We start from the raw sequence: 22996 nt of genomic DNA, 5'->3' as shown, positions 1-22996 counted from the left end.
ACGCGCGACAAGGTGGGAAAGCGGTTCGTCGGCCGTCGGGACGCGTGGGTCGTCGAGAAATTCCGCGCACGTCGCATTTAGGTGTGCAGAAACGCCGCCTCAGACTCAGTCCTGACACTGGGTGCCGGTAGACTGGACGCGACTCGCGAGGAGCGCTTCGCCCCTCCGCGCCCGAGAACCCCAAGGAGACGCGCTCACTGTGGCTGCCCCGAAGAATAGTGCCCCAACTGCATACGGCGCGGAGTCGATCAAGGTACTCGAGGGCCTCGAGGCGGTCCGGAAGCGTCCGGGCATGTACATCGGGTCCACGGGCGAGCGCGGTCTGCACCACCTGGTGTGGGAGGTCGTCGACAACGCGGTGGACGAGGCAATGGCGGGATTCGCCACCAAGGTCAACGTACGCATCCTCGAAGACGGCGGCGTCGAGGTCACCGACGATGGTCGTGGCATCCCGGTGGCGATGCACAGCACCGGCATCCCCACCGTCGACGTCGTGATGACCGTGCTGCACGCCGGCGGCAAGTTCGAAGAAGGCGCCTACCAGGTGTCCGGCGGTCTGCACGGCGTCGGCGTATCCGTGGTCAACGCGCTGTCCACGCGCCTGGAGGCCGACATCCGCACGGAGGGATCCGAGTGGTTCCAGACCTACGACCACTCCGTGCCCGGCACGCTGCGCCAAGGTGAGAAGACCACCAAGACCGGCACGACGATTCGCTTCTGGGCCGATCCCGACATCTTCGAGACCACCAACTACGACTTCGAGACCATCGCGCGGCGTCTTCAGGAGATGGCGTTCCTGAACAAGGGGCTGACCATCGAGCTCGTCGACGAGCGGGTCACCGCCGACGAGGTGGTCGACGAGGTCGTCAGTGACACGGCGGAGGCCCCGAAGTCGGCCGACGAGAAGGAAGCGGAGGCCAAGGCGCCGCACAAGGTCAAGCACCGCACCTACCACTACCCCGGCGGGCTGGTGGACTTCGTCAAGCACATCAACCGCACGAAGACCCCGATTCAGCAGAGCATCATCGACTTCGACGGCAAGGGCCCCGGCCACGAGGTCGAGATCGCGATGCAGTGGAACGCCGGTTATTCCGAGTCGGTGCACACCTTCGCCAACACCATCAACACCCACGAGGGTGGCACGCACGAAGAAGGTTTCCGCAGCGCCTTGACCACGGTGGTCAACAAATACGCCAAGGACAAGAAGCTGCTGAAGGAGAAGGACCCCAACCTCACCGGTGACGACATCCGCGAGGGGTTGGCGGCGGTCATCTCCGTGAAGGTCAGTGATCCGCAGTTCGAGGGTCAGACCAAGACCAAGCTCGGCAACACCGAGGTCAAGTCCTTCGTGCAAAAGATCTGCAACGAGCAGCTGACCCACTGGTTCGAGGCGAACCCGGCCGAGGCCAAGACCGTCGTCAACAAGGCAGTTCAGTCCGCCCAGGCGCGGATGGCGGCGCGCAAGGCGCGAGAGTTGGTGCGGCGCAAGAGCGCAACCGACATCGGCGGTCTGCCCGGCAAGCTCGCCGACTGCCGCTCGACCGATCCGCGGCTCTCGGAAGTGTATGTGGTGGAGGGTGATTCGGCCGGTGGTTCGGCCAAGAGCGGCCGCGACTCGATGTATCAGGCCATTCTTCCGTTGCGCGGCAAGATCATCAACGTCGAGAAGGCCCGCATCGACCGAGTCCTCAAGAACACCGAAGTCCAGGCCATCATCACCGCGCTGGGTACCGGCATTCACGACGAGTTCGACATAACCAAGCTGCGGTATCACAAGATCGTGCTGATGGCCGACGCCGACGTCGACGGCCAGCACATCTCGACCCTGCTGCTGACGCTGTTGTTCCGGTTCATGAAGCCGCTCATCGAGAATGGGCACGTCTTCCTCGCCCAGCCGCCGCTGTACAAGCTCAAGTGGCAGCGTAGCGAGCCCGAGTTCGCCTACTCCGACCGCGAGCGCGACGGCCTGCTCGAGGCGGGGCGAGCCGCGGGCCGAAAGATCAACGCAGAGGACGGTATTCAGCGTTACAAGGGTCTCGGCGAGATGGATGCGAAGGAACTGTGGGAGACCACCATGGATCCCAGCGCACGGGTGCTCCGCAGGATCACGCTCGACGATGCCGCGGCCGCCGACGAACTGTTCTCCATCCTGATGGGTGAGGACGTGGAGGCCCGCCGCAGCTTCATCACCCGCAATGCGAGAGACGTCCGCTTCCTGGACGTCTGAGGTCGCGTTCCCTGAAATCCCAAGCTGCTCATAGACGAGCGAGGAGCACATGACAGACACCACCCTGCCGCCCGGCGGCGACGACGGCGCGACCACCGACCGCATCGAACCGGTCGACATCCAGCAGGAGATGCAGCGCAGCTACATCGACTACGCGATGAGCGTCATCGTCGGACGCGCGCTGCCCGAGGTCCGAGACGGCCTCAAGCCCGTGCACCGTCGCGTGCTCTACGCGATGTACGACTCGGGCTTCCGGCCAGACCGCGGACACGCGAAATCGGCCCGGTCGGTCGCCGAGACGATGGGCAACTATCACCCGCACGGTGACTCCTCGATCTACGACACCCTGGTCCGGATGGCCCAGCCGTGGTCGCTGCGCTACCCGCTGGTCGACGGCCAGGGCAACTTCGGCTCGCCCGGCAACGATCCGCCAGCCGCCATGCGGTACACCGAGGCGCGCCTGACGCCGCTGGCGATGGAGATGTTGCGCGAAATCGACGAGGAGACAGTCGATTTCATCCCGAACTACGACGGTCGGGTGCAAGAGCCCACCGTCCTGCCCAGCCGGTTCCCGAACCTGTTGGCCAACGGTTCGGGTGGCATCGCAGTCGGCATGGCCACCAACATGCCGCCGCACAACCTGCGCGAACTGGCCGAGGCCGTGTTCTGGTGCCTGGACAACTACGAGGCCGACGAGGAGGCCACGCTCGCCGCGGTCACCGAACGCGTCAAGGGGCCGGACTTCCCGACCTACGGTCTGATCGTCGGTTCGCAGGGCATCCACGACGCGTACACGACCGGCCGCGGCTCGATTCGCATGCGCGGCGTGGTCGAGGTCGAGGAGGACTCCAAGGGCCGCACCCTGCTCGTCATCACCGAGCTGCCCTACCAGGTCAACCACGACAACTTCATCACCTCGATCGCCGACCAGGTGCGTGACGGGAAGCTCGCCGGTATCTCGAACATCGAGGACCAGAGCTCGGACCGCGTGGGTCTGCGCATCGTCGTGGAGGTCAAGCGCGACGCGGTGGCCAAGGTGGTGCTGAACAACCTCTACAAGCACACCCAGCTGCAGACCAGCTTCGGCGCGAACATGCTGTCGATCGTCGACGGAGTCCCCCGCACGCTGCGACTGGATCAGCTGATCCGGCTCTACGTGGTGCACCAGTTGGACGTCATCGTCCGGCGCACCAGGTATCGGCTGCGCAAGGCCAACGAGCGGGCCCACATCCTGCGCGGTCTGGTCAAGGCGCTCGACGCCCTCGACGAGGTCATCGCGCTGATCAGGGCCTCGGAGACCGTCGACGTCGCGCGGCAGGGCTTGATCGAGCTGTTGGACATCGACGAGATCCAGGCGCAGGCGATCCTCGACATGCAGCTGCGGCGCCTGGCCGCCCTGGAACGTCAGCGCATCGTCGACGACCTGGCCAAGATCGAAGCCGAGATCGCCGACCTCGAGGACATCCTGGCCAAGCCGGAACGTCAGCGCGCCATCGTCCACGACGAGCTCGCCGAGCTGACCGAGAAGTACGGCGACGACCGTCGTACCCGAATCATTCCGGCCGACGGCGACGTCGCAGACGAGGACCTCATCGCTCGCGAAGAGGTCGTCGTCACGATCACCGAGACCGGCTACGCCAAGCGCACCAAGTCCGACCTGTACCGCAGCCAGAAGCGCGGCGGCAAGGGCGTGCAGGGTGCCGGGCTCAAGCAGGACGACATCGTGCGGCACTTCTTCGTCAGCTCCACCCACGACTGGATCCTGTTCTTCACCACGCAGGGCCGGGTGTACCGCGCGAAGGCCTACGAGCTGCCGGAGGCCTCGCGGACCGCGCGGGGCCAGCACGTCGCGAACCTGCTGGCCTTCCAGCCGGAGGAACGCATCGCGCAGGTCATCCAGATCAAGAGCTACGAGGACGCGCCGTACCTGGTACTCGCCACCAAGAACGGTCTGGTGAAGAAGTCCAAGCTCACCGACTTCGACTCCAACCGCTCCGGCGGCATCGTCGCGGTCAACCTGCGCGAGGGCGACGAACTGGTCGGCGCCGTGCTGTGCTCGGCAGAGGAGGATCTGCTGCTGGTGTCGGCGAAGGGTCAGTCGATCCGGTTCTCGGCCACCGACGAGGCGCTGCGGCCGATGGGCCGGGCCACCTCGGGCGTTCAGGGCATGCGGTTCAACGACGACGACGAGCTGCTGTCGCTGAACGTGGTTCGCGAGGGAACGTATCTGCTGGTAGCGACGTCCGGTGGGTACGCCAAGCGCACCGCGATCGAGGAGTACACGGTCCAGGGTCGCGGCGGCAAGGGCATCCTGACGATCCAGTACGACCGCCGCCGTGGCACGCTGGTCGGCGCGTTGATCGTCGACGACGACACCGAGCTGTACGCCATCACCTCCGGTGGCGGTGTCATCCGGACGGTGGCACGGCAGGTGCGCAAGGCCGGACGGCAGACCAAGGGTGTGCGCTTGATGAACCTCGGTGAGGGCGACACACTGATTGCCGTTGCCCGCAACGCCGACGAGGATGCCGCGGACGACGACGACAGTGAGACCAGTCCAGAGACCAGCGCGACGTGATGCCCGACCCAGGGCAAGTCGACTGCCTCCGGCAGCCGACCCGAACTAAGGAGCCGTAGGTGGGTTCACCCAACGAGCCTGGACCACCGCGCACCACTGGCGATGGAAGTGGCGGCACCAACGGCACCAACGGCGGCAGCAACGGTGCCCACGAGGGTGGCTCCGCCAAGGCCGGGGCGCCGTCGGGCGACGTGCCACCGTGGCAGCGCGGGACCGTCCGGCCCCCCAGGCCGCAGGATGGGCCACGAGCGGGAGCACCGGCCGCGGGGCACTCCCCCAGCCCGGACGCCCGCCTCAACCGGTTCATCTCGGGTGGACCCGCGGCGGGACCCGGTGCGGGCCCCGCACGGGAGGCCGCTCCGGCGCGTGAGTCGGCACCGGTCCCACGCGAGTCGGCACCTGCGCGGGAGACCGCACCCGCCCGCGAGGAGGCCAAGCCACCGAACCGGACCGAACGCGTGGAGACCGGCCGACCGGAGGTCTATGCCAGCGAGCTTCCGGACCTGTCCGGTGGCCAGGCCCCCCGGACCCCGCGCAAGGCGGCCGAACGCTCCGGCAGCGAGGCGCCCACCCGCTCGGCGGCGCCGGCCACCCGCGCCGCGGCCGCCAGTCGGTCCCAGGGACCGGTGCGGGCGAGCATGCAGATCCGGCGCTTCGACCCGTGGAGCGTGTTGAAGGTCTCGCTGGTGCTCAGCGTGGCGCTGTTCTTCGTGTGGATGATCGCCGTGGCGTTCCTCTATCTGGTGCTTGGCGGCATGGGCGTGTGGACGAAGTTGAACAGCAACGTCGGTGACCTGCTCACCAGTGGTGGTGGCGGCGGTGGTGAACTCGTCTCCAGCGGAACGATCTTCGGCGGCGCAGCCCTCATCGGTCTGGTCAACATCGTGCTGCTGACGGCGATGGCGACGTGCGCGGCCTTCATCTACAACCTGACCACCGACCTGGTCGGTGGCGTCGAGGTCACGCTGGCGGACCGGGACTGATCGTCGGCTCCGCCGACGTGACCGATTCCTCGCGTTTTGGGCGTGAGCCGTCGTTACGGTAATCTCGTCCCTCGGCCGTATGTGTGTACGGGCCTGTAGCTCAGGTGGTTAGAGCGCTTCGCTGATAACGAAGAGGTCGGAGGTTCGAGTCCTCCCAGGCCCACGGTTTGCCTCACCGAGAGGGGTGCACTGTGAAGGTCTTCGTAGTGCTCGCAGTTCTCGTCGCGGGGGCGTTGACCATTCGGTCACGCCAACGCGTCGAGGTGTGGCACGTGGCCGCCGATCAGCCCAGCTGATCAACAAGAGGGGCCTTAGCTCAGTTGGTAGAGCGCTGCCTTTGCAAGGCAGATGTCAGGAGTTCGAATCTCCTAGGCTCCACAAGAGAAACACCGCCAAGGCTTCGCCGCGTCGGCTGAGTGAATGCCACAGGTGCAGGCGTCGATCGACGAGCACGTGCAAGCCATCCCCCACTCGATGATCGCCCTGGCGCGACGAAGCTCGGCCATGCGGTCGTCGATCTCGGCCAGCTTGGTCTGCGCGAGTGCGCGGCTCTCGGGCCGGCCGGGGGCCTCGTCGGCGAACAGCAGCTGAATCTCATCGAGGGTGAACCCGGCGGCCTTGCACGACCGGATGACGTCCAGGCGGGCGAGGACGGCGTCGTCGTAGCGGCGCTGTCCGCCGACCCGGGCTGGCGGCTGGATCAGCCCGATCCGCTCGTAGAACCGCAGCGTCGTGGCGGCGACGTTGGCGCGGCGGGACACTTCCCCGATCGTCAACGGCGGCATGGACTTCCTAGCGGCTGGGCTTGACTTGAAGTCAACTCTAAGTCGTTCACTGGTCGGCATGTCCACGAATCCACTACGGCTCGACCGTCTCGACGATCTGACCCGCGCCCGCTACGTCCTGCTGCGGACCCACCGGCGCGATGGCACGGCCGTGGACACGCCCATCTGGTTCGCGGTCGAGGTGGGCACCGTGGTCTTCCGGACCAAGATCGGCCCGAAGACGACGCGGTTGACCGCGCGGCCCGACGTCGAGCTGACCCCGTGCGATCACCGTGGCCGGGTCCGCGCCAGCGCTCAGACCCACCGCGGCACCGCGACGATTCTGTCCGAAGGCGAAGCAGCGCAGGCGAATCGGCTGCTGCAGCGCCGCTACGGCTGGCAGTGGAACGTCATCCCGCTGCTGAAGGTGCCGGGCGTCACCAACGTGCACCGGGACCTGTCGCTTGGCGAGAAGCTGCGCCGGGCACGCGCTCGAGACGTGTGGCCGGACAGCGTGATCGTCCGCGTCCGGCTCACCGAGGATTGACCTCAGGGCTGCGGGTTTACGTCCACGCTGGGCGGCAGCGGCGAGGGGTCGGGCTGCGTCGAGCGCCGGATGATCGAGAACGACACCGCGCCGACGGCGAGCACGGCCACCCCGACGCCGACCACGAGCAGCGCCTTCGGGCGACGCCGGCCCTTGCGGGCGTCCTGCAGCGCCTGCGGAATGTTGGTGACGACCTCTTGGGCGGCGGCCAGCTCGTGGGCGATCGCCTCCTGGGCGGTCGCGAGGTCCTTGCGCAGCTGCGCCCTCAGACGTCCGCTGCGGTAGCGGTTGGCCACCCACCCCACCGACGAGCGCGTGGAGTTGAATCCGACGCCGAGGGCTCCCCTGGTCACGTCGACCGGACCGACCGTCGTGTACTTCAGACCGCGGGCGATGCGCGCCGCCGGCGTCAAACGGGCGACACTGGTCGTTGAGCTCATCGTCAAGCCTCTCTCACGGGGTTCTTCTCGGCACGTCACCGCACCCGCGGTGTCCGGCGACCACCCTATTCGGTGGTCATCGACAGGGGGCCGCAACGGTGCGGGAAAGGCGAAATGGCACACTGGGTTCCCGTGACCAGTCCCATACAGACAGCGACCGCGACTCTGCACACCAACCGCGGTGACATCAAGATCGCGCTCTTCGGAAACCACGCCCCCAAGACCGTCGCGAACTTCGTCGGCTTGGCCCAGGGCACCAAGGACTACAGCACCGAGAACGCCTCCGGCGGCACCGAGGGCCCGTTCTACGACGGCGCGGTGTTCCACCGCGTGATCGCCGGTTTCATGCTGCAGGGCGGCGACCCGACGGGCACCGGTCGCGGCGGTCCCGGCTACAAGTTCGCCGACGAGTTCCACCCCGAACTCGTCTTCGACAAGCCCTACCTGCTGGCGATGGCCAACGCGGGCCCCGGCACCAACGGCTCACAGTTCTTCATCACGGTCGGGCCCACGCCCCACCTGAACCGCAAGCACACGATCTTCGGCGAGGTCGTCGACCCCGAGTCCCAGAAGGTCGTCGACGCGATCGGCAACACGGCCACCGATGGGCAGGACCGTCCGCTCGAGCCGGTCGTCATCGACTCGATCACGATCTCCTAGCCGCACCGCCGTCGATGCGCCCCGCGGGTAGCCCTCGCGGGGCGTCTTCGCGTCTGGGGCTATCCGCCCGCGTAGCCGGCCGCGGTCAGCGCGTCGAGAACGTCGAGCGGATCGGTGCCCAGATCCCACCGGGTGAATACCAGCAACCGGTCGTCGGGGGCCGTGTCGATCTCCAGCAGGCGCACCTTGCGGCCGATCCTGCGGAACTCGGTGATGCGGATCTTCGCGACGTTCCGACGGCCGAGCACCTGTCGGCCGAACCAGCTGCGCACCACCAGCCCGTCGGCCGTGATTGCCAGCTTTGGCCGCGCGCGCCACGACAGCACCGCAAACGCGAGTAACCCAACGGCCGCGACGCCGGCAAGCACACGTCCCGGCATGTCTGTGACCACGGTCACAGCCGCGACGGCCATGACCAAGCCGGCGACGCCGCAGGCCGCGACTCCCCCGCTCGGCGGGCCCCATTGGGTTTGCTGCATCGGGTTCGAACGCCCTCTATGCGCGGTTGATCATGTTATCCACAGGTGCTATCCCCAATGGGGATGAATCACATCGGTGTGATTGGGTGACGGCCAGGTTGCCAGAATCCGAACGCGACGGAACGAAGTCCGTTTCGTCCAGACCCACGATTTGCTCATCGCCACCGCATGGTGAGCAAAAGTCCGGTGATCATGAAGGCAAACGCGATCGCGTAGTTCCACTGCGCCAGATTGGCCATCCAGGTGAGGAAGCTCGGCGCATCCACCGGGTTGGTGGCGGCGAGCTGGAACACCAAGAGCCAGAGCAGCCCGATCAACATCAGTCCGACGAAGAGGATGACGAACCACATGCTCGACGGGCCGGCCTTCACCTTGACCGGCGTCCGGCTGACCGGGCTGATCGTGAAGTCGTTCTTCTTGCGAACCTTGGACTTGGGCATGGGTACCTTCGGACAGTTGGCGCCGCGCGGGCCGTGCCGGTGCGACGATGGAGCGGAGTCGAACCAGAGCCTAACGCAGCAGGGGACGCAGAGGAGAAACGATGGCAGGGGCGGGCCGATCTGCCTGGCGCTTCGGGGTGCCCGTCGTCTGTCTGTGCGCGGGCCTGCTGTTGGCCGCCACCCACACCGTGTCCAACGGTAGGGAGATCCGTCGCAGCGATTCGCCCCGCCTGGTCGACCTGGTCCGAGAGGCCCAAGCCACCGTGGACCACCTCTCGGCCCAGCGCGAGACGCTCGTCGACGCCGTCGACAACCACCACGGTGGCACCCCAACCGCCGCGGCGGCGCTGCAGGCCATCACCCATCGCGCCGACGCGCTGGCCCCCGACGCCGGGTTGACCGCGGTTCACGGACCCGGCCTCGTAGTCACCCTCGACGACGCCCATCGCGACGCGGCGGGCCGCTTCCCCGGTGACGCCTCGGCCGACGATCTGGTGGTGCACCAGCAGGACATCGAAGCCGTGCTCAACGCCCTGTGGAGCGCGGGGGCCGAGGCCATTCAGATGCAGGATCAACGAATCATCGCGACCTCGGCACCGCTGTGCGTGGGCAACACGCTGCTGCTCAACGGCCGCACCTACAGTCCGCCCTACCAGCTCACCGCCATCGGCGACGCCGGCGCCATGCAGGCTGCGCTGGCGGCGTCGCCGATGGTCGAGCTCTACAAGCGCTACGTGCTGCGGTTCGGGCTGGGTTACACCGAGGAGTCGAAGACCGACGCGGAGGTCGTCGCCCATCCGCCGGCCGTGCGGATGCGCTACGCCAAGCCGGCCGGGCCGCTGGGGTACTGACGCCGCAACCGCGCCCATAATCGCTGGCGGGGGTCGACTAACCTGGGGTGATGCGCGTCCTCGTCGTCGACAACTACGACAGCTTCGTCTTCAACCTCGTTCAGTACCTCGGTCAGCTGGGCGTGCACGCGGAGGTCTGGCGCAACGACGATCCCCGGCTGGCCGGCGACGCGGACGTTGCGGCGGTCGCCGCGCAGTTCGACGGCATCCTTCTCAGCCCCGGACCCGGCACCCCGGAGCGCGCCGGTGCGTCCATTCCCCTGGTGCGCGCCTGCGCGTCGGCAGCCACTCCCCTGCTGGGCGTGTGCCTCGGGCACCAGGCCATCGGCGTCGCGTTCGGCGGCACCGTCGACCGTGCACCCGAGCTGCTGCACGGCAAGACCAGCAGCGTCATGCACGCGAATGTCGGTGTGCTCAAAGGGCTTTCGAACCCCTTCACGGCGACGCGGTACCACTCGCTGACGATCCTGCCCGAGACGATGCCGGCCGACCTCGTGGTCACCGCGCAAACGTCTGGCGGGGTGGTGATGGGCGTGCAGCACGTCGACCTGCCGATCCACGGCGTGCAGTTTCACCCCGAGTCGATCCTCACCGAGGGCGGGCACCGGATGCTGGCCAACTGGCTCGAGGCGTGCGGTCAGCCACTCGACGAGGTGCTGGTGAGCACACTCGAGCGCGAGGTCGCCGACACCGTGCGGGCCGCTACTGCGCGAAGCTCAGCGTGATGGTGTCGGTCGGCTTGATCGGGGTGCCCGGCGCCGGGTCCTGAGTGACCACGCCGTTGGTCGGCACGCCGCTGTTCTGTGCGTTGGGCAGCTTGACGAAGTTGCTGCCCATGTTCTGCCAGCCCAGCTGCTGAAGCAGCGGGTAGGCGTCGTCCCAGAACTTTCCCCGAAGGTCGGGCATCTTGAACTGGTTGCCGCGCGACACCTGGATCTGAATGGCGGTGTCGACCGGAACGTCGGGGGTGTTCGCCGCCGGCAGCGTGCCCATGACCTGGCCCTTGGTGCTGGTCAACCCGTCGACCTCGACGGGGATGGGCGGCTTGGTGAACCCGTTGGCCGCGATGACCTGGGCGGCCACGTCCGGGGTCTGACCCGTGACGTCGGGAACCTGCTTGGTGTCGGGCCCGGTGCCCACCACCATCGTGATGACGTTGGTGATCGCCGACGTCGAGTTGGCCGGCGGAAGGGTCTGCGTGACGCGCCCCTTGTCCTCGGGTGCCGAGGTCCCCGGTACCTGCTTGACGCTGTCGAAGCCGGCCTGCCTGAGCTTGCGCTCCGCGTCGGCCGGGCTCAACTTCGAGACGTCGGGCACCTCGCGCTGTTCGGGACCCACCGACACGTTGATGGTGATCTCGTCGTCGCGCGCGGCGGCGGTGTTGGCCGGCGGGTCGGTGCTGATCACCATCCCGGGCGGGATCTTGGAGTCGGTGTTGTTCTGCCGGGTGGTCTTGAAGCCCAGATTCTGCAGCGACACGACGGCGTCGTCGTACGCCTGGCCCTTGAGGTCGGGGATCTGCACGTCGCGGGGGTTGCCGCCGACGAAGTTGAGCAGCACGGTCGCCACCACGGTCAACACCGCCAGCACCGCGACGACGGCGATCCACCGGCCGATGGCGGGGTTGCGCTCCCTGGGCGGCACGTAGGTCGGCTGGTGGGCCGGGATCCGGTCGGTCGGGTGGTTGCGCCCATGGGACGGGCCGATCGACAGCAGTGAGGTCCGCTCGGCGTCGGTGAACACCTTGGGGGCCTCCGGGGCCTGCCCGCTGTGCACGCGAATCAGGTCGGTGCGCATCTCCGCGGCCGTCTGGTAGCGGTTGTCCGGGTTCTTGGCCAGCGCCTTGAGCACGACGGCGTCGAGCTCGGGCGTCAGGTCGGGGTTGCGCTCGGACGGTGGAACCGGGTCCTCACGGACGTGCTGGTAGGCCACGGCCACGGGGGAGTCGCCCACGAACGGCGGCTCGCCGGTCAGCACCTCGTAGAGCACGCAGCCCAGCGAGTAGACGTCGGAGCGGGCGTCGACGGTCTCACCGCGCGCCTGCTCTGGGGACAGGTACTGGGCGGTGCCGATGACGGCGGCGGTCTGGGTGACGCTGACGCCGCCGTCGTGCAGCGCCCTGGCGATGCCGAAGTCCATCACCTTCACCGCGCCGGACTTGCTCAGCATGATGTTGGCGGGCTTGACGTCGCGATGGATGATGCCGTGCTGGTGGCTGAAGTTCAGCGCCTGGCAGGCATCGGCGATGATCTCGATCGCCCGCCGCGGCTCCAGCGGCCCGTCGTTGTGCACGATGTCGCGCAGCGTGACGCCGTCGACGTACTCCATCACGATGTAGGGCAGTGGACCGGTCGCCGTCTCGGCCTCACCGGTGTCGTACACCGCCACGATCGCAGGGTGGTTCAGTGCCGCGGCGTTCTGGGCCTCGCGGCGGAAGCGCAAGTAGAAGCTGGGGTCGCGGGCCAAGTCGGCGCGTAGCACCTTGACGGCCACGTCGCGGTGCAACCGGACGTCACGGGCGAGGTGGACCTCCGACATGCCGCCGAAGCCGAGGATCTCCCCGAGCTCGTAGCGGTCGGACAGATGCTGGGGGGTGGTCATGGGGAGATCTGCTCGATCGCTGGTGACCACGCCATGGCACCCGGCGTGGCGGGCGACGGCGAGGCCGGGACGACCGTCGTACTGGTCTCGGTGGACGGCGTGGGCTTCTGGTCCTTCTTGTCCTGGACGTTGAGGACCATCAGGATCGCGATGATGATCGCGAGCGCACCGAGCACGCCCGCCGCCCACAGCAGCGCCCGCTGGCCCGACGAGAAGGTGCGCTTGGGGGGCGGAGTGCGGTGGCTGCCGGTCGGCGGACGGGTCCGCACGCTGGCGGTCGGGGGCCGGCCGTAGTCGGGGACGGCGCGGGTCTGCGCCGTCGACGGAATCGCGGCCGGTGTGGCACGGCCGATCGACGGCGCGTGGTTGGGCCGTGGAGGTCGGCGGCCCGCACGCACGGCGGCCACGGCGTCGGCGAACGCGCCACCCGAGCGGTACCGCTGGCCGGGTTCCTTGAGCAGGCTGATCTCGATGAGCTCGCGCACGTTGGGTGGAATGTCGGCCGGCAGCGGCGCAGGCTGCTCCTTGATGTGCTTCATGGCCACCGTCAGGGCACCCTCGCCGGTGAACGGGCGGCGGCCGGCCACCGACTCGTAGCCGACGACGCCGAGCGAGTAGACGTCGCTAGCGGCGGTGGCGTCACGGCCGAGGGCCTGCTCGGGCGCGATGTACTGCGCGGTGCCCATCACCATGCCGGTCTGGGTGACGGGGGCGGCGTCGACGGCCTTGGCGATGCCGAAGTCGGTGAGCTTCACCTGGCCGGTCGGGGTGATCAGGATGTTGCCCGGTTTGACGTCGCGGTGCACCAGCCCGGCGGTGTGCGCCACCTGCAACGCGCGCCCGGTCTGCTCCAGCATGTCCAGGGCGTGGCGCAGCGACAACCGACCCGTGCGCTTGAGCACCGAGTTCAGCGGCTCACCGGTGACCATCTCCATCACCAGGTAGGCGGTGCGGCCGGCGTCGTCCAGCTCGGTCTCGCCGTAGTCGTAGACGCTGGCGATGCCGGGATGGTTCAGCATGGCGACGATTCGCGCCTCGGCCCGGAACCGCTCGACGAACTCCGGATCGGTCGAGAACTCGGCCTTGAGCACCTTGATGGCGACCTGGCGGCCCAGCCGGGTGTCCAGACCCTCCCAGACCTGGCCCATGCCGCCCGTCGCGATGAGTCGCTGAAGACGGTAGCGGTCGGACAGCGTCACTCCGACGCGCGCGCTCATGATCCCTCCCGCAGAGCTGCGGCAATGGTGGCCCGCCCGATCGGGGCGGCAAGCGCCCCACCGGTCGCGGACAATCGGTCTCCGCCATTCTCCACCAATACCGCGACGGCCACCTTCGGCGCCTTGGCCGGGGCGAACGCGATGTACCAGGCGTGTGGCGGGGTGTTGCGGGGGTCGGAACCGTGCTCGGCGGTTCCGGTCTTGGAGGCGATCTGGACGCCGGCGATGGCTCCCGACTGCTGGGTCACCTGCTCGGCGTCGATCATCAAGTCCGTAAGTGTAGTAGCGACCTGCGCGGACACGGCCCGGCGCAGCTCGTGCGGGCTGTTCGAACTGATGTTGCCGAGGTCGGGGCCCTTGAGGTCGTCGACCAGGTACGGCTGCATCGTGACCCCGCCGTTGGCGACGGTCGCCGCGATCATCGCGTTCTGCAGAGGGGTCAGCGCGACGTCCTTCTGGCCGATGCTCGACATGCCGAGCGCGGCGCCATCGCTGATGGGTCCGACGGTCGATGCCGCCACCTGAAGCGGAATCGGTGGGGGAGCGGCGTCCAGGCCGAACGACTGGGCGGTGGTGCGCAGCGCGTCGACGCCGGTCTTGATGCCCAGGTCGACGAACGCGGTGTTGCACGACTTCGCGAACGCCGTCCGCAACGTGGTCATCGGGTCGTTCCCACAGGAGGCTCCGCCGTAGTTCTCCAGCGTTGCTGTGCTGTCCGGCAACGGAATTCGCGCCGCCGCGGTCACCGGGGTGTCGGGCGTGGCGCCCTTCGACAGCGCCGCCGCGGTGGTGATCACCTTGAACGTCGACCCTGGGGGATAGGTCTCGGAGATGGCGCGGTTGACCAGGGGGGCGTCCGGGTCGTCGCGCAGCTGCTGCCACGCGTCGGACTGCACCGTGCCGTCGTGGGAGGCCAGCAGGTTCGGATCGTAGGACGGTGCGGACACCATGCCGAGGATCTTGCCGGTGGACGGTTCGAGGGCCACGACCGAGCCCTTGCAGGGGCCGCCGTTGCAGCCCTTCTGCATGGCGTCCCAGGCTGCCTGCTGCACCTGCGGGTTGATGGTCGTGGCGACGTTGCCGCCACGGGGATCGCGGCCGGTGAAGAAGTCGGCCAGGCGACGGCCGAACAACCGCTCGTCGGAGCCGTTGAGGATGGAGTCCTCGGCGCGCTCGAGGCCGGTGCTGGAGTACAGCAGTGAGTAGAAGCCGGTGACCGGGGCGTAGGCCTGCGGGTTCGGGTAGACCCGTAGGAACCGGAAGTGCCCGTCGGTGGAGGTGGAGTAGGCCAGCAGCTGCCCGCCGGCCGAGATCTGGCCGCGCTGACGGGAGTATTCGTCGAGCAGCACGCGCTGGTTGCGTGGGTCCGAGCGCAGGGCGTCGGCCCGGAACACCTGGGTGATCGTGGCGTTCGCGAGCAGCAGCACGATGAGTGCCATGATCGCGATGGAGATGCGTCGCAGTGAGGTGTTCACGAGCGGCCAATCACCTCCGTGTGCGCAGCGGCGATCGGAGTGGCGTTGGGCGCCTTGGTGTCCAGCGGACGCCGCGCCGAGTGCGAGATGCGGATCAGGATCGCCAGCAGCACGTAGTTGGCGATCAGTGAGGATCCGCCGTAGGACAGCCACGGGGTGGTCAGGCCGGTGAGGGGAATCAGCTTGGTGACCCCGCCGACCACGATGAACAGCTGGATGGCCAGCGTCGAGGCCAGCCCTGCCGCGAGCAGCTTGCCGAAGCTGTCGCGCACTGCGACCGCGGTCCGCAGCCCGCGGATGACCAGGATCGTGTAGAGCATGAGCACGCCGGCGAACCCGACGAGGCCGAGCTCCTCACCGATGGCGGCGATGATGAAGTCGGTCGAGGCGGCGGGCACCGTGCCCGGCTGGCCGTTGCCCAGCCCGGTGCCGAAGATGCCGCCGGTGGCGAAGCTGAACAACGACTGCACCATCTGGTAACCCGTGCCGTCGGGATCGGCGAACGGGTCTAGCCAGTTCTCGACGCGCACCCGGACGTGTCCGAAGAGGTGGTAGGCGATGACGCTGCCGACGGCAAACAGGCTGAGCCCCAACAGAACCCAGCTCATCCGATCGGTGGCGACGTAGACCAGCACCAGGAACGAGGCGTACAGCAGCAGCGACGTGCCGAGGTCCTTCTCGAACACCATGACGCCCACCGAGGCGATCCAGGCGGCCAGCAGCGGCGCCAGGTCACGAGGGCGGGGGAGGTTCATACCCAGGAAGTGCTTGCCGGCGCTGGTGAACAGGCTGCGCTTGGCGACCAGCACGGCGGCGAAGAAGATCAGCAGCAGGATCTTGGAGATCTCGGCCGGCTGAATCGAGAAGCCCTGGAAGCGAATCCAGATCTTGGCGCCGTTCTCCTCGGACATCGAGCTCGGCAGGATCGCCGGTATCGCCAGGAAGATGAGCCCGACCAAACCGCAGACGTAGCCGTAGCGGCGCAGCATGCGGTGATCGGTCAGCAAGGCCACCACTAGGCAGAACGCGATCACCCCGACGAGCGTCCACAACATCTGCTGGTTGGCGCTCGGACCCGGTGCGCCCCCGGCGCCCAGCGCGCCCTCGGCGAGGTCGAGACGGTGAATCATGACCAGTCCCAAGCCATTCAGCACGGCGACGATCGGCAGCAGCAGGGGGTCGGCATAGGGCGCCCAGCGGCGCACGGCCAGGTGAGCTGCGCCGAACAACGCCAGGAAGCCCAGCGTGTACTGCGCTAGATCCCAGCTGAGGCCCTGCTCCTGGTTGGCCTCGACGATCAACAGGGCGATGGTCGTGATCACCGCGGCGAATCCGAGCAGCAGCAGTTCGGCGTTGCGCCGATTCGGCAGCGGAGGGACGACGGTCACCGGCGCCTGGGGCTGCGTGCTCATGACACCGTCCGGCAGTCGGTGCCCGGCTTCTGTGGCGGTGGCGGCAACGCGGTCACGGTCGGTGCCGGCGTGGGTGAGGGTGCCGGCGCGGTCACGGTCGTCGGCGCCTCGGGAGCGGGGCTACCTGCCGTGGCGCTCGGAGTGCTGGTCGGGGTGGCCGACGGTGTCGGAGCCGGCGATGACGTCGCGGGTTCCGCGGAGGTGCTCGACGGAGGAGGCGTGGGACTGGGTGTCGTGGTGGTCCGCGATGAGGTCGCCGGCGCGCAGATCGGCAGCACCGAGTTCTGCCCGAGCTCCCTGAGCTGGCGGATGGCCTCGTCGAGGGTGCCGCCGGGGAGGCCGGCGGAGACCTGGGCGCGTTCGGACTCGCGTAGGTCGGCGAGCTTCAGCGGTTGGCAACCCGAGCGGCTGTCGTCGACCCCGATGTTGGTGATCGAGTTGCGCGAGTCCAGGCAGGCGATCTGAAAGGGTTGCTGCAGCGGCATTCCCAGGAAGCTGCCCTGCACGCCGCGCATGATCTGCACCGACCCGTCGCGCTCGGCGACGTAGTAGTTGTTCTGGATCACGGTGCGGCCCACCGCCAGCCCAGCGAGGACCACCACCATTAGCAGCAGCGCGACCAGGAGAATCCTGCGCCGCGAGCGAGGCTTGCGCGGCGGTGGCTCCGGCTCGACGGCTGGACGCTTGGCGGCGGCCGCGACGCGCTTCGGGTTGAACGCCGAGGCGCGCCCGGCCGCGGTGTTGGGCGGGGCGCTCTGGTCGTCCTCGCCGGACACGGCGCCGGCCAGGATCGGCTGGGTTTGGCCGTACTCGTAGTCGACGACGTCGGCGACGACGACCGTCACGTTGTCCGGACCGCCACCGCGCAGCGCCATTTCGATGAGCCGGTCGGCACTTTCGGTGACGTCGGGGATCTGCAGGGCGTCCAGGATGGTGTCGTGGCTGACCGGGTCGGACAGCCCGTCCGAGCACAGCAGATAGCGGTCGCCGGCGTGGGCCTCTCGGACGGTCAGGGTCGGTTCGACCTCGTGACCCGTCAACGCCCGCATGATCAGGGAGCGCTGCGGGTGGCTGTGCGCCTCCTCGGCGGTGATGCGGCCCTCGTCGACCAGCGTCTGGACGAAGGTGTCGTCCTTGGTGATCTGGGTCAGCTCACCGTCACGCAGCAGGTAACCGCGGGAGTCGCCGACGTGCACCAGGCCGAGTCGGTTGCCGGCGAACAGGATTGCCGTGAGCGTGGTGCCCATGCCCTCCAGCTCGGGGTCGGCGTCGACGTGGGCGGCGATCGCCGCATTGCCCTCGTGGACGGCCGCGTTGAGCTTGCTGAGCAGGTCGCCACCCGGCTCGTCGTCGTCGAGGTGGGCCAGCGCGGCGATCACCAGCTGCGAGGCGACCTCACCGGCCGCGTGACCGCCCATGCCGTCGGCCAAGGCCAGCAAACGGGCACCGGCGTAGACCGAGTCTTCGTTGTTGGCGCGGACCAGCCCGCGGTCGCTGCGCGCCGCGTATCTGAGGACGAGGGTCACCGTTCTCCTCGTGGACCGGGGGTCATGGGCGCAGCTCGATTACCGTCTTGCCGATTCGTACCGGCGTTCCCATCGGAACCCTTACCGCCGTCGTCACCTTCGCCCTGTCGAGGTATGTGCCGTTGGTCGATCCTAGGTCCTCGACGTACCATTCCGACCCCCGCGGCGACAGCCGGGCATGCCGTGTCGAGGCGTAGTCGTCGGTCAGTACCAGGGTGGAGTCGTCGGCGCGACCGATCAGGACGGCTTGGGTACCCAGCTGAATTCGGGTGCCCGCCAGGGCGCCCTCGGTGACCACCAGCTGGCGCGGGACGTTGCGGCGCTGCCCTCGGCTGGGGAGCAGGGTGCCGCGCAGCGCCAGCCCGCGCTTGACCATCACCGCACCGGTCGGGGCGTAGATGTCGTTGCGCAGGATCCGCAGCACCGACCAGATGAAGAGCCACAGCAGCAACAGGAAACCGACGCGCGTCAGCTGCAGCACTATCCCCTGCATCCGACGTCCTCTCCGTCACCGTCCCGATGTCGCCGAGTCGGCGCCATCGCACCGCATTCCAGGCCGCGTCGCGACCGAACAGCGGCCCGCGCGGCAGCCATCGGCATCGTCACGATACTTGGGCCGGTAGTGGATGCGAGGTCGAAGCATCGGCTTCGACTCCAGCCACGACCAGCCTGAGTCCTCAGTGAACGCGGACGATGATCTCGGAGTGGCCCACGCGGATGGTGTCGCCGTCGGCCAGCTGCCATTCCTGCACCGGCGCGTTGTTGACGGTCGTGCCGTTGGTGGAATTCAGGTCCGACAGCAGGGCAACCTGGCCGTCCCACCGGATCTCCAGGTGACGACGCGAGACGCCGGTGTCGGGCAGCCGGAACTGGGCGTCCTGGCCGCGTCCGATGACGTTGGCGCCTTCACGGAGCTGGTAGGTACGGCCGCTGCCGTCGTCCAGCTGCAGGGTCACACTTGCGGCGGCGGCGCCGTAGCCCGCGCCGGAACCGTATCCACCGGCCGCGGCGGGCGGCTGGCCGTAGTCATAGCTCGGCTGGCCGTACCCGGGGTCGGCGGGCTGGCCGTAACCCGGGTCCGCGTAGCCCTGAGGTGCTGCCGGCTCGCCGTAGCGGCCGTAGTCGGGCTGGCCGTAGTCCGGGCGTCCGTAGCCCTGAGCGCCGTAGCCGCCCTGCTCCGGATAGCCACCCTGCTCGGCGTAACCGCCCTGGTCGGGGTAGCCACCCTGATCCGGGTAACCGCCCTGGTCGGGGTAGGACGGACGCGGCGGCTCGGGCCGGCTGTACTCCTCACCGCGCGGCGGCGCCGCCGGGCGACCGTACTCGTAGCCAACGGGCTCGGGCTGGCCGTAGCCGGGCGGAGGGCCGTAGGGGGGCGGCGGCTGGCGGTAACCCTGATCCGGGTAGCCGCCACCGGCGGGCGGGCCGTAACCGGCCGGGGGCCGCTGGTCGTAGCTCGGCGGCGGGTAGCCCTGGTCGGGGTAGCCGCCGCGGTCGCGCTCGGGGTAACCGCCGTACTCGGGGTAACCGCCTGCGGGGGCCGGGGGCTGGTTGGGGGCCGGGGGGTAGCCGCCCTCGGGAGCGGGCGGGTAGGGGGCGCGCGGCTCGTCGCCTTGGCGGCCGTAGTCGTAGTCGTCGCCTGGCTGCTGCCCTTGTCCCTGGCCGCCGCGGTAGCTCGGGTTGTCGGTCATCGGTGCAACTCCTGGTTCTGCGGTGTGAGCACGGTCTGGGGGTGCAGGGGCGCTTTCGCCGCTGGTCGAGTCGGGATTGACCGTTCCGCGGGTACGAAACTGGCCAGTGTGCAGGTGCGGTGAGGCTTCGAATCCAACGACCACATCACCATACGTTTGCCACCCTTGGTCACGGATGTATCCCTCCAGGTATCGGGCAAAAGTCGTCGGAGTGAGGTCGGGGTCGGCACGGACTGCGTGGAAGTCGGATGCACTGAGGGTAATGACGTAGTGGTTTGGGGCCAAAATACGGCCGCCGCCAACTTCGCGTGCGCCGGCGTCGGCTTCACGCTGCAGGATGGCTTCGACTTCCTGCGGAACGATGGAGCCGCCGAAGACACGGGCGAAGGTGTCACCGACGGTCGACTCGAGCTTGCGCTCGAAGCGGTCGACGAATCCCATTTCACCGCCTGCCTCGCTGTTCGTCGTCGTTGGTCACTGTCGGGAGGGTCCGCGACCTGCGTGTCGCCTGCCTCCAAGCTTCTACGCATGGTATCGGCCGTGCACGTCAAAGCGTGACCAACAGATCTCTGAGAATCGAATCACGGCAGGTCAAGGGCGGTGCCCGAGTTGGGATACGCGCTCAGCTGCGCGGTTGGGGAGTGGGGCCGGGTGCGTGATAGTCTCTCCCGGTCATTCGGGCGAGTGGCGGAATGGCAGACGCGCTGGCTTCAGGTGCCAGTGTCCTTCGGGACGTGGGGGTTCAAGTCCCCCTTCGCCCACATTGAGCGGTTCAACGAACTGCAGGCACAGAGGTCACGAACTCGAAAGAGGTCGTGACCTCTGTGTTTTTGACTACTTCGCCCGCTTGCCGGGAGATCGACGGTCGAAGGGGATGTGCTCGCTTAAGTCCCCAAGTCGCTCCGTATTCCCGACGGCCGTCGGTGCCGATGTGCCTCAACGCGCCTTGCGAGGGCCTGGCTTGTGAGACACGAGTTGGATTACGTCGGCTCCAGAGTCATCGCGGTCCAACAACACATCGCCGACCTTCGAGGTGCGGTATTGCCGCAACATGCGGCCGAGCTCCTCACCCGACAGTTCGGCAGTCGCGAGAAGTGCGGCAACCAGTTCCTTGCGGTTGGTCCTCTCACCGGCCTCCGTGGCCCGCGCAAGTAGTGCGTCAATCCGCTGATCGACAGCCAGCGGCAACCGCAGTCCAACCTGCTTGTCGCGACTGCGGATCACGGCTTCGTAAGGGTCGACTGGAATGTCGTCCATTTTCTGTCCTACCGCGGCGCTACATTAGAAATATGTCTCGGATACATATGTCATTCCTTCTGGAATCGATACTGGCATGTGCACCGGGCACCGCGCTAGACGCCCGTGACCACTGGCCTCTCCATCAGGCGCTACGCGACCTCGACGATTGGCTGAGTCAGGGTGCAGAAAATCGTTTGATGTGGAGGACGTCCGGGCTACCTGCCCTCCGCTTTGTGAAAGACCCTGACGTGGGGTGGCGTGCGAGCGGTATTACGCGAGCAATCTGGGAGCTCGTCGGCGACGGGAAACTTCTCTGTGTTGAGGGTCCGAAGGGCGGGGAGCGGGCGCGGTTTGTACTCGCAGATGACTCCATGCCACATATCCGACGGGAACTTATGCAACTTGCGCCGGAATGTGCTGCCGCTCTTCAGCGCACCGCCCACCGATTCGCGCAGAACGCAACGATTGCGTCGTAAACCGCTCGACGGGCGCGACGGTCGTTAGGTCTAAGTCGATGGGAAAGCTGCGAAATCCGACGCCACTCCTCGGCTTGGACTTTACGATGAAGGACGGTGAGCTCGGCGAGGCCAGCATCGGGGCCGGAACGAATGGTCCTTTCTTCGACGGCCAGAACCACTTTTGGTGCGGTAGGCGGCCAGAAGCCTTCGCGCCTTCCCGACGAGTCGGCTGGCAGCCAATCGATGAAGCTGATGCGTCCGAGCGCTCGTAACGCCGCAGCAGCAGAACTGGGCCGCCGGGCAACACTCCTCGACACCATCGCCAGCACGAGCCGCTCCAGACTTGTGGGAGTCGTTGAACCCAAACGGAAATACCGGTCAGCGACCGCCCGCAGGCCGCGGTCCAGACGCCTTGTGATCTCGGTATTATCTAGATCCGCGTAGTCAAGAGGCCCGCCGAACAACTCCAACAGCGTGAAACCCATGCTGTAGATGTCACCCGCTATGCCGTACCGTTCGCCGGCCAACTCGGGCGGGCGATAGAGCCGTGTGCCCCCGTTCGCGTCGGCCTCGTTCAACTCGTCCATGCGAGCTGCATTGCCCAGATCACCCAGATAAGCAACGCGGAAGTCCTCGTCGAGGAATACATTGCCCGGCTTGATATCTCGGTGAAGTATGCGCTGCTCCACGTGCAAGTAGTGCATAGCCTTCAACAACTGAGCAGCAATCTCGACAGCCTGACCCAGTGGCAGCTCGCCACAGCGTTCCAGCACGCTGTGGAGGCTGCCCTCGGCATAGAAAGGCATCGTGAACGTGATGCACTTCAGGTTCGGCGCGCGCCCTGGTGTCCACTGCGCCTCCCAGACCTTGACCAAATGGTCGTGATTGATCTTGTTCAGCAGGCCTGGCTCGCTGAGCGCGAGTGCATCGGCCAAGCCGAGAAGGCTGACTGTCTTTTGTACAACCGGTCGCTCGAAGATCTCGTGCCAGCACTTGTAGGTTTCGGCCGTGTTGCCTTCGTTGATTGTCTCCAGGAACTTATACGTGGGTTTATCGAGGCGTTCCCCGTGCAGAAGTGCCCGTGTCACGACAGTTGACCGCCACTGAGTGCGCCGAGCGCTGCAATATCGCGTTTATCGGTCCATAACTTCCCCGCCTCCGGAAGAACCTCGCGCGACAGATCCTTCAACTTGCCAGCCATCGGCAACCCAAGTTTGGATCTCACATCCGGTCGCGAAAGTCTCTCTGTGGGTACCGCTGCTCGGGCACCAGCGATCAAGATCGCAGTTTCAACTCCAATGCGAGGCACCAATGTGAAACGCCCTGGAAATCCCGGAGGCTCCTGACCTTGGAAACGAGGATGCAGGTATGCCGAAGGAACAGTCGCCGGGGAAACCCACGGCGCGTC

At 67.4% G+C, this 22996-nt stretch carries 20 protein-coding genes and 3 tRNA genes; 10 read left to right on the top strand and 13 right to left on the bottom strand.

The features are described from left to right. Window positions 1–199: 199 nt before the first annotated feature. The 5 genes from gyrB (at window position 200) to SBI80_RS26550 (ending at window position 6166) form a co-directional block, all read left to right on the top strand. Window positions 200–2227, top strand: a complete 2028-nt coding sequence (gene gyrB, locus SBI80_RS26570; protein ID WP_318977993.1) for a DNA topoisomerase (ATP-hydrolyzing) subunit B — start codon at window positions 200–202, stop codon at window positions 2225–2227. Between the two features lie 49 nt (window positions 2228–2276). Then, the gene (gene gyrA, locus SBI80_RS26565) at window positions 2277–4805 is read left to right on the top strand and encodes a DNA gyrase subunit A (protein WP_318977991.1); all 2529 of its coding nucleotides are present in this window, start codon (window positions 2277–2279) and stop codon (window positions 4803–4805) included. A gap of 59 nt (window positions 4806–4864) precedes the next feature. Next, a complete protein-coding gene (locus tag SBI80_RS26560) occupies window positions 4865–5788 on the top strand; it encodes a DUF3566 domain-containing protein (RefSeq protein WP_318977989.1) in 924 nt (307 codons plus the stop codon). Between the two features lie 89 nt (window positions 5789–5877). Further along, a tRNA-Ile gene (locus SBI80_RS26555) sits at window positions 5878–5951 on the top strand. Between the two features lie 142 nt (window positions 5952–6093). Continuing rightward, a tRNA-Ala gene (locus SBI80_RS26550) sits at window positions 6094–6166 on the top strand. On the opposite strand, the gene SBI80_RS26545 is transcribed toward SBI80_RS26550, so the two are convergent. Further along, window positions 6157–6573, bottom strand: a complete 417-nt coding sequence (locus SBI80_RS26545) for a MerR family transcriptional regulator (protein WP_318977988.1) — start codon at window positions 6571–6573, stop codon at window positions 6157–6159. The genes SBI80_RS26550 and SBI80_RS26545 overlap by 10 nt on opposite strands. A 58-nt stretch (window positions 6574–6631) precedes the next feature. Between SBI80_RS26545 and SBI80_RS26540 the strand changes: the two genes are divergently transcribed. Then, window positions 6632–7099, top strand: coding sequence for a PPOX class F420-dependent oxidoreductase (locus SBI80_RS26540; RefSeq protein ID WP_318977986.1), 468 nt, complete (start codon window positions 6632–6634; stop codon window positions 7097–7099). A gap of 2 nt (window positions 7100–7101) precedes the next feature. Here SBI80_RS26540 and cwsA read toward each other — a convergent pair whose 3' ends face one another. After that, window positions 7102–7539, bottom strand: a complete 438-nt coding sequence (gene cwsA / locus SBI80_RS26535; RefSeq protein ID WP_318977984.1) for a cell wall synthesis protein CwsA — start codon at window positions 7537–7539, stop codon at window positions 7102–7104. A 132-nt stretch (window positions 7540–7671) separates the two neighbouring features. Between cwsA and SBI80_RS26530 the strand changes: the two genes are divergently transcribed. Further along, a complete protein-coding gene (locus tag SBI80_RS26530) occupies window positions 7672–8199 on the top strand; it encodes a peptidylprolyl isomerase (protein WP_318977983.1) in 528 nt (175 codons plus the stop codon). Between the two features lie 59 nt (window positions 8200–8258). On the opposite strand, the gene SBI80_RS26525 is transcribed toward SBI80_RS26530, so the two are convergent. Both SBI80_RS26525 and crgA read right to left on the bottom strand, forming a co-directional pair. Then, a complete protein-coding gene (locus tag SBI80_RS26525; protein WP_318977981.1) occupies window positions 8259–8678 on the bottom strand; it encodes a PH domain-containing protein in 420 nt (139 codons plus the stop codon). Between the two features lie 155 nt (window positions 8679–8833). Next, window positions 8834–9118 carry a cell division protein CrgA gene (crgA, locus tag SBI80_RS26520; RefSeq protein ID WP_318977979.1) on the bottom strand — a complete coding sequence of 95 codons (285 nt, stop codon included), beginning with the start codon at window positions 9116–9118 and terminating at the stop codon, window positions 8834–8836. Window positions 9119–9219: 101 nt separating this feature from the next. Here crgA and SBI80_RS26515 point away from each other — a divergent pair, with 101 nt between their 5' ends. Both SBI80_RS26515 and SBI80_RS26510 read left to right on the top strand, forming a co-directional pair. Beyond that, entirely contained in the window at window positions 9220–9969 is a 750-nt protein-coding gene (locus tag SBI80_RS26515; protein ID WP_318977978.1) for a DUF881 domain-containing protein, read from the top strand. Between the two features lie 50 nt (window positions 9970–10019). After that, the gene (locus SBI80_RS26510) at window positions 10020–10694 is read left to right on the top strand and encodes an aminodeoxychorismate/anthranilate synthase component II (RefSeq protein ID WP_318977976.1); all 675 of its coding nucleotides are present in this window, start codon (window positions 10020–10022) and stop codon (window positions 10692–10694) included. Here SBI80_RS26510 and pknB read toward each other — a convergent pair. The 7 genes from pknB to SBI80_RS26475 all read right to left on the bottom strand — a co-directional run bounded on the left by pknB (window position 10672) and on the right by SBI80_RS26475 (window position 20332). Beyond that, window positions 10672–12570, bottom strand: a complete 1899-nt coding sequence (pknB, locus tag SBI80_RS26505; RefSeq protein WP_318977975.1) for a Stk1 family PASTA domain-containing Ser/Thr kinase — start codon at window positions 12568–12570, stop codon at window positions 10672–10674. The genes SBI80_RS26510 and pknB overlap by 23 nt on opposite strands. Continuing rightward, on the bottom strand, window positions 12567–13787 hold the full coding sequence (locus SBI80_RS26500) for a protein kinase domain-containing protein (RefSeq protein ID WP_318977973.1): 1221 nt from the start codon (window positions 13785–13787) through the stop codon (window positions 12567–12569). Before SBI80_RS26500 ends, pknB begins: the two co-directional genes overlap by 4 nt. Further along, window positions 13784–15262, bottom strand: a complete 1479-nt coding sequence (gene pbpA / locus SBI80_RS26495; protein WP_318977971.1) for a D,D-transpeptidase PbpA — start codon at window positions 15260–15262, stop codon at window positions 13784–13786. Before pbpA ends, SBI80_RS26500 begins: the two co-directional genes overlap by 4 nt. Beyond that, complete coding sequence (locus SBI80_RS26490; RefSeq protein ID WP_318977969.1) at window positions 15259–16674, bottom strand: peptidoglycan glycosyltransferase RodA; 1416 nt, start codon at window positions 16672–16674, stop codon at window positions 15259–15261. The genes pbpA and SBI80_RS26490 overlap by 4 nt, the downstream gene beginning before the upstream one ends. Next, window positions 16671–18200 carry a protein phosphatase 2C domain-containing protein gene (locus tag SBI80_RS26485; protein ID WP_318977967.1) on the bottom strand — a complete coding sequence of 510 codons (1530 nt, stop codon included), beginning with the start codon at window positions 18198–18200 and terminating at the stop codon, window positions 16671–16673. Before SBI80_RS26485 ends, SBI80_RS26490 begins: the two co-directional genes overlap by 4 nt. A 22-nt stretch (window positions 18201–18222) precedes the next feature. Next, window positions 18223–18693: an FHA domain-containing protein FhaB/FipA gene (locus tag SBI80_RS26480; RefSeq protein WP_318977966.1), complete on the bottom strand. Its 471-nt coding sequence runs from the start codon at window positions 18691–18693 to the stop codon at window positions 18223–18225. Window positions 18694–18877: 184 nt separating this feature from the next. Then, entirely contained in the window at window positions 18878–20332 is a 1455-nt protein-coding gene (locus SBI80_RS26475) for an FhaA domain-containing protein (protein ID WP_318977964.1), read from the bottom strand. 237 nt (window positions 20333–20569) lie between these two features. On the opposite strand from SBI80_RS26475, the gene SBI80_RS26470 reads away from it, so the two are divergent. After that, window positions 20570–20652 (top strand) — tRNA-Leu (locus SBI80_RS26470). Window positions 20653–20827: 175 nt separating this feature from the next. Here the strand turns inward: SBI80_RS26470 and SBI80_RS26465 are convergent. Both SBI80_RS26465 and SBI80_RS26460 read right to left on the bottom strand, forming a co-directional pair. After that, entirely contained in the window at window positions 20828–21148 is a 321-nt protein-coding gene (locus SBI80_RS26465; protein ID WP_318977962.1) for a hypothetical protein, read from the bottom strand. A gap of 409 nt (window positions 21149–21557) precedes the next feature. Continuing rightward, a complete protein-coding gene (locus SBI80_RS26460) occupies window positions 21558–22676 on the bottom strand; it encodes a protein kinase domain-containing protein (protein ID WP_318977961.1) in 1119 nt (372 codons plus the stop codon). Window positions 22677–22996 lie beyond the last annotated feature (320 nt).

It is taken from the genome of Mycolicibacterium sichuanense, assembly GCF_033741125.1.
Lineage (GTDB): Bacteria > Actinomycetota > Actinomycetes > Mycobacteriales > Mycobacteriaceae > Mycobacterium.
The sequence above is the reverse complement of the archived record's forward strand: the minus strand, read 5'-3'. Positions and strand labels throughout refer to the sequence as shown.

Bases quoted from the DNA above. Each gene is read 5' to 3' on its own strand.
- SBI80_RS26510 (WP_318977976.1), top strand. From the start codon at position 10,020: ATGCGCGTCCTCGTCGTCGACAACTACGACAGCTTCGTCTTCAACCTC.
- SBI80_RS26540 (WP_318977986.1), top strand. From the start codon at position 6,632: ATGTCCACGAATCCACTACGGCTCGACCGTCTCGACGATCTGACCCGC.
- SBI80_RS26465 (WP_318977962.1), bottom strand. From the start codon at position 21,148: ATGGACGACATTCCAGTCGACCCTTACGAAGCCGTGATCCGCAGTCGC.
- crgA (WP_318977979.1), bottom strand. From the start codon at position 9,118: ATGCCCAAGTCCAAGGTTCGCAAGAAGAACGACTTCACGATCAGCCCG.
- SBI80_RS26545 (WP_318977988.1), bottom strand. From the start codon at position 6,573: ATGCCGCCGTTGACGATCGGGGAAGTGTCCCGCCGCGCCAACGTCGCC.
- SBI80_RS26525 (WP_318977981.1), bottom strand. From the start codon at position 8,678: ATGCAGCAAACCCAATGGGGCCCGCCGAGCGGGGGAGTCGCGGCCTGC.
- SBI80_RS26480 (WP_318977966.1), bottom strand. From the start codon at position 18,693: ATGCAGGGGATAGTGCTGCAGCTGACGCGCGTCGGTTTCCTGTTGCTG.
- pknB (WP_318977975.1), bottom strand. From the start codon at position 12,570: ATGACCACCCCCCAGCATCTGTCCGACCGCTACGAGCTCGGGGAGATC.
- SBI80_RS26490 (WP_318977969.1), bottom strand. From the start codon at position 16,674: ATGAGCACGCAGCCCCAGGCGCCGGTGACCGTCGTCCCTCCGCTGCCG.
- SBI80_RS26515 (WP_318977978.1), top strand. From the start codon at position 9,220: ATGGCAGGGGCGGGCCGATCTGCCTGGCGCTTCGGGGTGCCCGTCGTC.
- gyrA (WP_318977991.1), top strand. From the start codon at position 2,277: ATGACAGACACCACCCTGCCGCCCGGCGGCGACGACGGCGCGACCACC.
- SBI80_RS26500 (WP_318977973.1), bottom strand. From the start codon at position 13,787: ATGAGCGCGCGCGTCGGAGTGACGCTGTCCGACCGCTACCGTCTTCAG.
- SBI80_RS26475 (WP_318977964.1), bottom strand. From the start codon at position 20,332: ATGGGATTCGTCGACCGCTTCGAGCGCAAGCTCGAGTCGACCGTCGGT.
- cwsA (WP_318977984.1), bottom strand. From the start codon at position 7,539: ATGAGCTCAACGACCAGTGTCGCCCGTTTGACGCCGGCGGCGCGCATC.